Origin of the sequence: Brevibacterium mcbrellneri ATCC 49030 (assembly GCF_000178455.1) — a bacterium.
Taxonomy (GTDB): domain Bacteria; phylum Actinomycetota; class Actinomycetes; order Actinomycetales; family Brevibacteriaceae; genus Brevibacterium; species Brevibacterium mcbrellneri.
Genome location: NZ_ADNU01000043.1, coordinates 113,590 through 126,156, shown reverse-complemented (window position 1 = coordinate 126,156; position 12,567 = coordinate 113,590). Strand labels below are relative to the sequence as shown.

The 12,567-nt window shown below is 58.1% G+C and carries 8 protein-coding genes; 7 read left to right on the top strand and 1 reads right to left on the bottom strand.

The features are described 5' to 3' along the window. Positions 1 to 202 precede the first annotated feature (202 nt). The 7 genes from HMPREF0183_RS07545 (at position 203) to ppk2 (ending at position 11,329) form a co-directional block, all read left to right on the top strand. Complete coding sequence (locus tag HMPREF0183_RS07545; RefSeq protein WP_083801472.1) at positions 203 to 2,641, top strand: glycogen/starch/alpha-glucan phosphorylase; 2,439 nt, start codon at positions 203 to 205, stop codon at positions 2,639 to 2,641. A gap of 127 nt (positions 2,642 to 2,768) precedes the next feature. After that, the gene (gene glgB, locus HMPREF0183_RS07540; protein WP_005884617.1) at positions 2,769 to 4,982 is read left to right on the top strand and encodes a 1,4-alpha-glucan branching protein GlgB; all 2,214 of its coding nucleotides are present in this window, start codon (positions 2,769 to 2,771) and stop codon (positions 4,980 to 4,982) included. Continuing rightward, complete coding sequence (gene glgC / locus HMPREF0183_RS07535; RefSeq protein ID WP_005884615.1) at positions 4,979 to 6,277, top strand: glucose-1-phosphate adenylyltransferase; 1,299 nt, start codon at positions 4,979 to 4,981, stop codon at positions 6,275 to 6,277. The genes glgB and glgC overlap by 4 nt, the downstream gene beginning before the upstream one ends. Beyond that, complete coding sequence (glgA, locus tag HMPREF0183_RS07530; protein WP_005884613.1) at positions 6,277 to 7,716, top strand: glycogen synthase GlgA; 1,440 nt, start codon at positions 6,277 to 6,279, stop codon at positions 7,714 to 7,716. Before glgC ends, glgA begins: the two co-directional genes overlap by 1 nt. Continuing rightward, a complete protein-coding gene (gene glgX, locus HMPREF0183_RS07525) occupies positions 7,713 to 9,770 on the top strand; it encodes a glycogen debranching protein GlgX (RefSeq protein WP_005884611.1) in 2,058 nt (685 codons plus the stop codon). Before glgA ends, glgX begins: the two co-directional genes overlap by 4 nt. Positions 9,771 to 9,796: 26 nt before the next feature. Beyond that, positions 9,797 to 10,369, top strand: coding sequence for a hypothetical protein (locus tag HMPREF0183_RS07520; protein WP_005884609.1), 573 nt, complete (start codon positions 9,797 to 9,799; stop codon positions 10,367 to 10,369). A 57-nt stretch (positions 10,370 to 10,426) separates the two neighbouring features. Next, positions 10,427 to 11,329 carry a polyphosphate kinase 2 gene (ppk2, locus tag HMPREF0183_RS07515; protein WP_005884607.1) on the top strand — a complete coding sequence of 301 codons (903 nt, stop codon included), beginning with the start codon at positions 10,427 to 10,429 and terminating at the stop codon, positions 11,327 to 11,329. 68 nt (positions 11,330 to 11,397) lie between these two features. Here ppk2 and HMPREF0183_RS12170 read toward each other — a convergent pair whose 3' ends face one another. Then, on the bottom strand, positions 11,398 to 12,510 hold the full coding sequence (locus HMPREF0183_RS12170; protein WP_050775379.1) for a TIGR01906 family membrane protein: 1,113 nt from the start codon (positions 12,508 to 12,510) through the stop codon (positions 11,398 to 11,400). Positions 12,511 to 12,567 lie beyond the last annotated feature (57 nt).

The window sequence follows — 12,567 nt, the reverse complement described above, 5'->3', positions numbered from 1 at the left end:
AAGTGAGCGAAACTACGCAATATAATGCGCAGTTTCGCTCACTTTGCGCCGTTTCGTCCCGCGTCGGACGCCCCAAGCACCTCGAGTGAACCCCGTGTGAACGGTCGGTGGCTAACGCGCTTTTCACTCACCACGTCATTTACGATGAGAACGCGTGCGCAAAACACGCGCCAATAACCGTGGTTTTACTGTCAGGGGACCCATGTCTGAACGCCTTCAAGTTCACAACGTCGACACCGATGCTCTTGAGCTACCAGAAATCACCGCTGAAGGTTTTCGCACCTCATTGCTCCACCACCTTCAGTACTCAGTAGGTTCAGACCCAGAACACGCCTCAAAGTTCGACTGGCGAATCGCCCTGTCCTACGCCGTGCGTGACCGCGCAATCAGCCCATGGTTCCGCGCCACCCGTACCACATGGGACACCGACCACAAACGCGTGTACTACCTGTCCATGGAGTTCCTCACCGGACGCCTCCTGGAAGACACCGCCATCAACCTGGGCATCTTCACCATCGTCAACGAAGCACTGACAAGCCTGGGACTCGACTTCCACGACATCGCAGAAGACGAACCCGACCCCGCCCTGGGTAACGGGGGACTGGGCCGCCTGGCCGCCTGCTACCTCGAATCCACCGCCACGCTGGCGTGCCCCGCCTACGGATACGGCATCCGCTATGAACACGGCCTGTTCAAACAAGGTTTTGACCACGGCGTCCAGATCGAAACACCAGAAGACTGGCAAGCCAACGACAGCCCCTGGAACTTCACCCGCCCCGAAGCTGCCTACCGCGTACTCTTTGGCGGACACCTGGAAGAAGAGAACGGCGCAACCATCTGGGTGCCCGAACAACACGTCGTCGCAGAATCCCACGACACCCCAATCGTGGGCTACGGAGGCAACTGGGCCAACACCCTACGCCTATGGGCTGCCAAACCCAGCGCCAAATACTTCGACCTCAACCAGTTCAACGCCGGACACCTGGCCCGCGCATCATTCGCCGAAGCACTCGCACGCAGCCTGTCGCGGGTTCTTTACCCCAACGACACCACCGACACCGGTAAGGAACTGCGCCTACGCCAGGAGTACTTCCTCACCTCGGCCTCCGTGCAGGACATTCTTCGCCGCTTCCTCGCCACCCACGACGACCTGCGTAAACTCCCTGACTTCGCAGCGATTCAGATGAACGACACCCACCCGGCGATCGCAGGCCCAGAACTCATCCGCCTGCTCATCGATGACCACGGATTCGAATTCGAAACCGCCGCTGACATCGCAACACAAGTGCTGGGCTACACCAACCACACGCTCCTCCCAGAAGCATTGGAACGCTGGTCAGTTGACCTCATGCGCCACGTCCTCCCACGCCACATGGACCTCATTGAAAAGATTCAACATCGCGAAATCGAGCTGCACGGCCCACTCGAACCGGCCACCGCAATCCTCGACAACGGCCACGTGAACATGGGCAGCCTCGCCTTCCTCACCAGCCACCGCGTCAACGGAGTATCCGCCCTCCACACCGACCTCATCCGCAGCGACCTCTTCCCTGACTTCAACGAACGCCACCCCGAAAGGATCCTCAACGTCACCAACGGGGTGACACCTCGGCGGTGGCTCAAACTTGCCAACCCAGACCTTGCCGCGCTCATCACGGAAGCCATTGGAGAAGAGTGGGAAACCGACCTCGACCGGCTCACTCAACTCGCCGAGTACGCAGACAACGACGACTTCCTCACCGTATTCGGCGAAACTAAACACGCAGCCAAGAACCGGCTCGCGGACTGGCTTAACCACCACCACGACATCGACATTCCCGTCACCGGGCTCTTTGACGTGCAGGTCAAGCGCATCCACGAATACAAGCGCCAACTACTCAACATCTTCTGGACCATCGCCCGCTGGCAGCGCATCAAGCGCGACCCGTCCGCAGGGTGGGTGCCACGCGTCAAACTGTTCGGTGGGAAAGCTGCACAGAGCTACGTCATGGCAAAGGACATCATCCGCCTGATCAACGATGTCGCGGCAGTGGTCAACAACGACCCAGACACCAAGGACCTCCTCCAAGTGGTGTTCCCGCCGAACTACAACGTGTCCATGGCCGAAAAACTCATCCCAGCCGCCGACCTGTCTGAGCAGATCTCGACTGCAGGCATGGAAGCCTCCGGAACCGGAAACATGAAGTTCGCGCTCAACGGGGCCCTTACTATCGGAACCCTGGACGGCGCCAATGTCGAAATCCGCGAAAAGGTGGGGGCTGAGAACTTCTTCCTGTTTGGCCTGACCACAGAAGAAGTCGCTCAACGCAGGGAAGAACCGGGCCACAGCCGTGCAGCCATCGAAGCCAGCCAGCCTATGCGCGACATTCTCCAAGCCGTTGCAGAAGGCACCTTCAGCCCGGACGAACCGCACCGCTACGGCAACCTGGTCGACAGCATGTGGAACTCCGACTGGTTCCTGGTAGCCAGCGACTTCGACTCCTACGACGAGGCCCAAACCCGGGTTGACGAGGCGTACCAGGATACCCGGGCCTGGCAGAAAGCCAGCGTGCTCAACATTGCGAACATGGGGTACTTCAGTTCGGACCGTTCAGTACGCGAATACATGGCCAAGATCTGGAACATCGATTCGGCGCTGTGAGGCAGTGATGCAGTAAGTCTGTAACGCTGTAACCTCGAGTGAATTTTGCCTGAAATCATTGAACTTTCGGTCTGCCACGTCACCTGCTGTGTTTGAATGATCTAAGGGCGAGCAACGAGGAGTAAACGTGGCCAGGGATATCACCTCAGATTCGAACGGTGTGACCGAGGTGGGTCCCGCGCCCGCTGAAATTCAGGCTGTCGTTGAGGGCCGGCATTGGGACCCTTTTTCGGTTCTGGGACCCAGCGCTGACCAGTCGACAATCGTTGCCCACATTCCTGGCGCGGAACGCGTGTGGGCAGTCAACGACTCAGAGGCACAAGAACTCGAACCGTACGCGTCCGTACCTACGGTGTTCCACGGGCCTTATGTGCCCTACTATCGCTTGCGCATCCAGTGGCCGGGTGGTCACGTCGAGGAACGTCACGACCCGTACCGCTTCAGCCCGGTTTTAGGCGAAATCGACGAATACCTCTTGAGCGAAGGCACCCACCACCAGCTATGGCGCGCCCTGGGTGCTCACCTCATCACGCACGAAGAAGTTCCCGGCGTCCACTTTGCCGTGTGGGCACCTAATGCTAAACGCGTGTCCGTCGTTGGTAACTTCAACAGCTGGGATCACACCGCCCACCCCATGCGCTCCCGAGGTGCCACAGGAGTCTGGGAGTTATTCATCCCTGGTCTGGGTGCGGGGGAGACGTACAAGTACTCCATTCTTGGCGACAACGGTCAGCTGCCACTCAAAGCAGACCCCGTTGGGTTTGGTAGCGAGCACGCGCCGCACACCGCCTCGGTGGTGCGCGACATCGATGCCCACACCTGGACTGACAGCGACTGGCTGGAGGTTCGTGGGGAAGCCTTTGCCACCTCGGCGCCGGTGAGCATTTACGAAGTCCACTTAGGCTCATGGAAGCGCGTGAGCGACGAACACGGCGAACGCTTCATGTCCTACCGTGAGCTTGCGGAAGAACTGGTCGATTACGCCCACCACATGGGATTTACCCACATCGAAATCATGCCGGTGAGTGAGCATCCGTTTGACGGTTCGTGGGGGTATCAGCCTATTGGGTTGTATGCGCCAACCATCCGCTACGGCACCCCGGAAGAGTTCCAAGCGTTTGTTGATGCGGCACACGCGCGCGGCCTGGGCGTGATCGCTGACTGGGTGCCAGGGCATTTCCCCACCGATTCGCACGGCCTGGGCAACTTCGACGGCACGGCCTTGTACGAACATGCTGATCCACGTCAGGGCTTCCACCCTGACTGGAACACGCTCATCTTTAACTATGGCCGTCCAGAAGTGTTGAGTTATCTGGTGTCCAACGCCTTGTATTGGCTCAGCGAGTACCACTTGGACGGTTTACGCGTCGACGCCGTCGCGTCGATGATCTATTTGGACTATTCGCGCAAGGATAACGAGTGGGTGCCTAACCGCGACGGCGGACGCGAAAATTACGAGGCCATCAATTTTCTTCAGCGGACCAACACCGCCGCGTACGGTGCGGACGATTCGGTTGCGATCGTAGCCGAAGAATCCACGGCATTTCCCGGTGTGACGAAGCCGGTCCACACTGGTGGCTTGGGATTCGGGTACAAGTGGAATCTGGGCTGGATGAATGACTCCTTGGAGTACTTCGCGAAGGACCCCGTGTATCGCAAGTACCACCAGAACCAGCTCACGTTCGGGATGACGTATGCGTACTCGGAAAACTACGTGTTGCCTATCAGCCATGACGAAGTGGTTCACGGAAAAGGGTCCATGTACCAGCGCATGCCCGGATCCCATGAGGACAAGCTGGGCAACCTGAAACTGTTTTACGCGTACATGTGGGCGTTCCCAGGTAAGAAGCTGTTGTTCATGGGCCAAGAGTTTGGGCAACACCACGAATGGAACCACTCAGCCAGCTTGGACTGGAACACCTTGGATGATCCCGGCCACGCGGGCGTACAGAACGTAGTCCGTGATCTGAACCTGTTTTACCGCGATCAGCCTGCGATGCACGCCCTCGACACGGATCCTCGCGGCTTCCAATGGCTCCTGTTAGAAGCCGTGGATGACCAGGTCATCGCATGGATGCGCCGCGGTAACCCTGGAGACCCACATGTTGTAGTGGTTCTCAACTGCACCCCTGTTGAACGCACCAACTACCGGATCGCGTTCCCCGTGCCTGGTCGCTGGCACGAAGCTCTCAACACCGACTCGTCACACTACGGCGGGGCGAACCGTGGCAATTGCGGGGCAATTGACACTGAACCCGTGCCGTGTGGAACAGAAGCCCAGTCCGCTCTACTCACCCTGCCACCGTTAACCGCGATCTACTTTGTCGAGGATCAATCATGAGCCCAACCAGTGTTATCGGAGACTCGCGTGGGGCAGCCCCCCGTTTGACCAGTCAGGCGATGGCCTTTGTTTTGGCCGGTGGCCGTGGGTCACGCCTGCAGGAACTCACCGACCGACGTGCAAAACCAGCCGTACACTTTGGGGGTAAGTCACGCATTATTGACTTCCCACTGTCCAACGCGGTGAACTCTGGAATCCGGAAGATCGCGGTGGCCACGCAGTACAAGGCACACTCGCTGATCCGACACCTGCAACGCGGATGGGGTTTCTTCCGCGCGGAACGTAACGAATACTTGGACATCCTGCCGGCCAGCCAGCGCGTGGCCGAAACCAAGTGGTACATGGGAACCGCGGACGCGGTGACGCAGAACATCGACATTGTGGACGACTACAACGTCGAGTACATCATTGTCCTCGCCGGTGACCACGTGTACAAGATGGACTACGAAATCATGTTGCGCCAGCACGTTGAAACCGGCGCAGATGTCACGGTCGGATGCTTGACCGTGCCTCGTGAAGAAGCCAGCGCGTTTGGCGTGATGCACACTAATGAAACCGGCAGGATCATCGACTTCCTCGAAAAGCCAGCGGACCCACCCGGAATGCCTGACGATCCGGACCTGGCGCTCGCCAGCATGGGAATCTACGTTTTCAAGTGGTCGTTCCTGCGCGAGCTCCTCCTCGAAGACGCAGACAACGTGGACTCCAGCCACGACTTCGGCCACGACCTGATCCCGCACATTGTGCAAAACGGGTTCGCGCAAGCCCACAAGTTCAGCGACTCCTGCGTAATGGGTGGCCTGGAAACCGAACCGTACTGGCGCGACGTTGGAACCATCGACTCGTTCTGGCAGACGAACATCGACCTCACGGATTTCATCCCGGCCTTGGACATGTATGACAACTCCTGGCCCATTTGGACGTATTCGGAACTCACCCCACCTGCCAAGTTCATCCACGACGATGAAGGCAGGCGCGGCCAAGCGATCCAGTCGCTCATCTCCGGTGACTGCATCATTTCTGGTTCAGACGTGCGCCACTCCCTGCTCTTCACGGGTTCGCGCGTGCATTCGTACTCCTCGCTTGAACGTGTCGTGGCCTTGCCCCGTGTCCAGATCAACCGATCCGCACAACTGACGGACTGTGTCCTGGACTCTCGCGTGGTCATTCCCGAAGGCCTGGTTGTGGGGCAGGACCCAGAGGAAGACGCTCGTTGGTTTAGGCGCACGGACAGCGGCGTCGTTCTCATCACCCAACCCATGTTGGACCGGCGAGCAACCGAACTGAGGTTGTGATGGCTCGTCGTGTTCTGTCCGTGGCAAGTGAGTCGGCGCCACTTGTCAAAACGGGCGGTTTGGCCGACGTCGTTGGTGCCCTGCCTTCCGCTCTCCGCCCGCTAGGGTGGGAAAGTCGCGTCCTGATGCCGGCATACCCGGGGCTTACTGACCGGCTGGAAAGCACCAGTGTTCAGTGGGAAACCGACGACCTGTTCGGCGGTCCCGCCCGCGTGCTGTTGGGCACGTTCAACGACGTGGAATACCTGCTGTTGGATGCTCCTCATTTTTTTGATCGCGAAGGCGGGCCATACAACGTCGACGGGCACGACTATCCGGATAACCACGTGCGGTTCGCAGCCTTGTCCTGGGTAGGGTCCCGGCTGGCCGTGGAAGGTACCACGGATGGGTGGGTGCCCGAGGTCGTTCACGCCCACGACTGGCAAGCCGGCTTGGTGCCGTCTTACCTGAAATACGCTGGGACCCCGGTACCCAGCGTGATGACTTTGCACAATATCGCGTTTCAGGGCATTTTTGGCCCAGACCAGTTGGACCGTGTCAACCTACCTACCTGGGACTTCCACCCGGACGCTCTGGAGTATCACGGAACGGTGAGCGCGCTCAAAGCTGGCATGGTGCACGCGTCTGCCGTGAACACAGTGAGCCCGTCATACGCGCAGCAGATCGCATCGCCGGAGTGGGGTTTTGGCCTCGACGGTGTCATCAGGATGCGCGCCGATCGCGGTGAAATGTTCGGGATTCTCAACGGGATTGACCTTCGCGTGTGGGACCCAGAAAACGACCCGCACGTTGTTCCGTATTCCGCGTCCAGCCAAGAAGGCAAGAAGAAGAACCGTAAAGCGTTGGTCGCTGAGTTCGGTCTGGCTAAACCACAGGGCCCGCTGGCCGTGGTGGTGACCCGGTTGGCGCACCAAAAGGGAATCGACATGTTGATTGACGCGGTTCCTGACTATGTTGCCCGAGGTGGTTCCCTGGCTGTTCTGGGATCGGGAGATCCCGGTTATGAGAGTGCGTTGCACGACTTGGCTCGCAGATTCCCCGGTTCCGTGGGTGTGCAAATTGGGTATGACGAACCGTTGAGTCACCGCATGTATGCCGGTGGTGACTCTGTCCTGGTGCCATCCCGGTTCGAACCGTGCGGGCTCACCCAAATGTATGGGCTCCGGTACGGAGCCGTCCCGATTGTGGCAGCGACTGGGGGACTGAAGGATTCGGTGGCTCACGCCTCGGCGGAAAACATTGAGAACAAAACCGCCACCGGAATCACCTTCTCTGACATCAGCACGCACGGGCTTTCCGAAGCACTTGCTTACTCGACAGAACTGTTCGCACAGAAGAAAGTGTGGCGGTCGATTCTGCGCAAGGGAATGCGCACGCCGGTGGGATGGGAGTCCTCTGCGCGGGTGTACGCGGACATTTTTGAAGGGGTTACCGCGTGACTGAACAGAACTCCCGAGTGAGTGTTGGCAAGTCGTGGCCCTTGGGAGTAACGCTCACGGAGACTGGTGCGAATGTCGCTGTGTGGGCCCCGGATGCCACCTTGGTGGAACTGTGCGTGTTCACTGACGCAGAAGAACAGCGTATCCCTGTTCCGTATCGTGACGGTGGTGTGTGGTACGCCCATGTTGAGGGAATTACGGAAGGTACGCGCTACGGGCTACGAGCAGCTGGTCCTCACCAACCGGAAAACGGCCTCCGGTTCAACCCTGCCAAGCTGTTGATTGACCCGTACGCACAAGTGTTGACAGGCCCGTTGTCGTGGGACTGTCTCATGCGCGCGTACGCAGTGGGACCTGGGGACGACATGGTGCAAGACGACCGTGACTCCGCCCCTGTCGTGCCCAAAGCGATTGTTCAAGGCCCGCCCCAAGGCCCTGACCCTTCTTTGAATCGGCCTATTCGCCCGTGGAATGAAACGGTCATCTACGAAGCGCACGTGAAGGGACTGACACAGCAACACCCGGATATTCCTGAGGACATTCGTGGAACGTATGCTGCCCTAGCTCACCCTGTGGTTGTGGAGCACTTGAAGAAACTGGGCGTCACGGCTTTGGAGTTGCTACCCATTCAAGCGTTTATTGACGACGAGTTCTTGGTGCGCCAAGGCAAAAGCAACTACTGGGGATACCAGCCTATTGCGTGGCAAGCCCCTGAACCGCGTTATGCGTACCGTGACGCAGATACTGAAATCCGGCAGGCTGTTCACACCCTTCACGAAGCTGGAATCGAAGTCATCTTAGACATCGTTTTCAACCACACAGGTGAGGGAAGTGAAATGGGCCCTACTTTGAGCTGCCGAGGTCTGAACAACCCGGGGTACTACCAACTCACGGATGGGGGCCGTCACTATGTGGACGTCACGGGAACCGGAAATTCGTTGAACCCTGACGCTGACATGGTGATGCGGCTGGTTCTGGACAGCATGCGCCACTGGGTCACCAGGTACGGAATCGACGGCTTCCGGTTTGACCTGGCTAGCACCCTGGGGCGCACAGAAGACCGCTTTACCCCTAATTCCCCGTTCTTCTATACGGTCCGCCAGGACCCGTTGCTAGCGGGAGTCAAACTCATTGCTGAACCATGGGATCTGGGTATTGACGGCTATCAACTGGGGCATTACCCGTACCCGTGGAAGGAATGGAACGACAGTTACCGTGACAAAGTCCGGCGGGCATGGCGTGGCGAAAGCCTCGGAACAACCGATATGGGTTCGTGCCTGACGGGTTCAGCCAACCTATTCGACCATTCGGGACGCAGTGCTAGCTCCTCGATCAACTTTGTCACCGCTCACGACGGATTCACGCTCAACGACGTTGTTTCCTATAACAACAAACACAACGAAGCCAACGGCGAGGATAACCGCGACGGGCACAACGAAAACGTGTCCGACAACATGGGAGCAGAAGGCCTTACCGAGGACCCCGCCATCAACAAGGCCCGCGAACGCCGAATCCGCGGAATGCTCGCCACCTTGTTCGTGTCCCAGGGTGTCCCCATGCTTTTAGCTGGCGACGAACTGCGGAACTCGCAAGGTGGCAACAACAACGCGTACGCACAAGACAATGAGATTGGGTGGGTCGACTGGTCACATCGTTCCGAGGTCGAGTTCATTTCACGCTTAAGCGCCATGCGGAAACGCCTCCCACTGTTGAGACAAAGAAACTTCCTCCACGGTGGAACCCGCGAAGACGGCGAGATCGACATCCAGTGGTTCAAAGCCAACGGCCAGACACCCACTGACGATGACTGGCATAGCTCAGAGCTCACAACCTTAGGCGTTGAGATCCGCGGAGTCGCGGGCTACCGTTCTGGCGAAGAACTGACAGGGAGCGTCTTTCTCATCATCAACGTGGGGGACGAAACGAACGTGGCCCTGCCTCCCCAGATTTCGTGGCACCTCGAATTAGACTCAGCACATGAGGACGCTCACGGGGACTTCACCGAACACTACGTGGCCCCAGCGCAGTCCGTCATTGTTTTGTCATCCCCATAACCAACATTCCCGTAAGAAATAGGACTATGAAACTCACACCTCACCGTGCCTTACTCGCTGTCACCTCGGCCTGCCTGGCCCTTGCGCTCGCAAGTTGCGGTGGCGGGGACGAGCAACCCTCGAACCCCAACCCTGCAAAGAAACCGCTTGCCACCTCGGCACCTCCAGCCCCTGAACCGAACGGTGACGAAGCAGATCCAGAGGCCTACCGCGGAACCGTTGCGGGAACAGAAAACGCGTACTACTTCAGCAATGCGGACCGTTCGTACTCGTGCACAATTGGTGAAACCTTTGTGGGATGCAACTCTAAAAACCTCCCAGACGACGTGCCGGAACTCAAGAACACGTACGGGCAGAAAGAGAAAGCCAACTCTGTTGCGATGGACTACGGCAAGGCAGCGAAATTCCAAGCCACGTCCAATCCCACGTACACCTACCTGGCAACAGAACACGCCCCCGAAGGTGGCCAAGAACTGCCTGCGGGTGTGAAACTCACCGCCCACGACACCACATGCACCGTAACGGACGACGGGGGAGTGTCGTGCACTCACAAAGACCATGGCTTTACCGTGACGCCTAAGAAGGCAGACCTTCACTAGCACACAAAACACGCGTACTTCATCGACTAGGCTGTAGTTATAGGGCAAAGGAGAGTCATGCACCCACATCAGAAAGAAAATCTGCGCGAATACATCGACAAACTCCGCACCGAAGGCTATACAGTGGTCAACGGGCACACACCAGACCCTGACCTCATTGATCCAGGCGGCCGCGCAGTTGAAACGTGGCGCGAAGGCTACCCGTATGACACGCTGATGACTCGGTCCGAGTACGAACAGGAGAAGTACAAACTCCAGATCGAACTCTTGAAGTTCCAGTACTACGGACAAGACCACGGTCTGCGTCACGTTCTGGTGTTCGAAGGGCGCGACGCCGCAGGTAAGGGTGGAACTATTAAGCGGTTCACCGAACACCTCAACCCGCGTGCAGCTCGTGTTGTCGCACTTAACAAGCCCACTGAACAGGAATCGGGCCAGTGGTATTTCCAGCGTTACGTCAAGCACTTGCCCACACGTGGCGAAATCGTGATGTTCGACCGGTCGTGGTACAACCGAGCCAATGTTGAACGCGTTATGGGCTTCTGTACCGACAGCCAGTACGAAGAGTTCATGGTGCAGGCTCCTCTGTTTGAAAAAATGCTGGTGGAGTCCGGTATTCACCTGACCAAATTCTGGTTCTCAGTGACTGAACACGAACAGCGCACACGCTTTGCGATTCGTCAGATCGACCCTGTTCGCCAGTGGAAACTCTCGCCCATGGACCTCGAATCCCTGGGCCGTTGGGACGACTACACGGAAGCGAAAGAACAGACGTTCTTGCGCACTGACACGGACCACGCTCCGTGGATTACGGTGAAGTCCAACGACAAGAAGCGCGCCCGCCTCAACGCTATGCGCTACTTTCTCAACTCGGTCGAATACGAAGACAAAGACACCTCAGTGGTGTACCCGCCAGACCCTAAGATCGTGATCCGTGGTCGCGACGCAGTAGGTGACTAAGGCGTGATGCTTAAGGCCCTCAGAGCTTCAAGCTCAGAGGGCCTTTACATGTATTCAAGTCGTGCCAATTACGCCTTTTTCGCGGCGTCACGGGCCAGTTTGCGCTTCTTGTGTCCGATCCGACTTAAAGCGATGAACAGAATCGAAACCAGCACCACGAAGCCTGCGACAAAGATTCCCGCGTCAATCCAGAACTGTGGTGGGAACAAGCGAATGAGCGAATCGTCCAAGTAGAACTGCCAGGTTCCTGAGGCGAAGAACATGTCGTGGAATCCGGTGAAGAACCGATCCCATCCCACAAGAGCTAGAACGGTCAAAACCGCGAACAGCGCCAGTGTGACAATCCCTGACCAGCGCAGCGCGTGGTGGAGACCCGGCCCGTACTTGCGTCCCAAGTACACTGCGGAAATCAGTGACAGGATCACGCCCACGATCGCAATAAAAGCGAGCAGCGTGACTAGGCCTTTCACATCGGCCATGTGGGCTATTTCGCCGTCGGTGAAGACCGGTGTGCCGTCAGGGAAGACTACATCTGCCAGATAGCGCGACGAGTCGCCGTTGAACAGGTAGTCCGTCACATAGGACGCGTAGTGGAGCCGGTCGTCGGAGTGGAAGCCGTATTCGTCCTTGGGGAACCACGGGCTGATGAAGTATTCGAACCGCAAGAACATGCCACTTGCCGCGATCTTGACCGCAAGCGCTACAAGCATGAACGGCATTGACGCAACAATGATCGCGGTAGCGATGAAATCGAGGAACCCAAAGCGGTGATACAGGCCGGGTTTTGCCGCCGAGGTGGTGGCTGCCACCGCTGAGGTTCCCGAGGTCGTTGTTGTGGCAGGAGAACTGCCGGCGGGTGCCGGAGCTGGCATGATTCGGGTGGGTTCATCGCGTTCGGCTTGGCGTGCCGAGGAGTGTTGGCGTTTGACTGAGGTTTCTCTGGTTGGGGCGGACTCGTGCGTGTCCTTGGTGTCCTTCGCTGAGGAAGTTTCCGTGGTTTCCGAGTCCTTTTTGGCAGCTCCGTCGGAAAGGAGTGCCCACTCTTCGTCGCTGAGCATGCTGGGCTTTTCCGGTGTGCTCTCGCGTGGGAACGCGTCGAACTGCGCGGTCGCTTCCGGATCGTCGTCCTGTGCGTTCATGCGTCGCGAAACGAGGTCGTCAGAGTTCTTGTCAGTAGCCACACACCTATTGTTCGTGGTTTTGCCCGGGCGGTGGGGGATCGACACACCTTTAAGGCT

Bases quoted from the DNA above. Each gene is read 5' to 3' on its own strand.
- HMPREF0183_RS07520 (WP_005884609.1), top strand. From the start codon at position 9,797: ATGAAACTCACACCTCACCGTGCCTTACTCGCTGTCACCTCGGCCTGC.
- HMPREF0183_RS07545 (WP_083801472.1), top strand. From the start codon at position 203: ATGTCTGAACGCCTTCAAGTTCACAACGTCGACACCGATGCTCTTGAG.
- ppk2 (WP_005884607.1), top strand. From the start codon at position 10,427: ATGCACCCACATCAGAAAGAAAATCTGCGCGAATACATCGACAAACTC.
- glgA (WP_005884613.1), top strand. From the start codon at position 6,277: ATGGCTCGTCGTGTTCTGTCCGTGGCAAGTGAGTCGGCGCCACTTGTC.
- glgC (WP_005884615.1), top strand. From the start codon at position 4,979: ATGAGCCCAACCAGTGTTATCGGAGACTCGCGTGGGGCAGCCCCCCGT.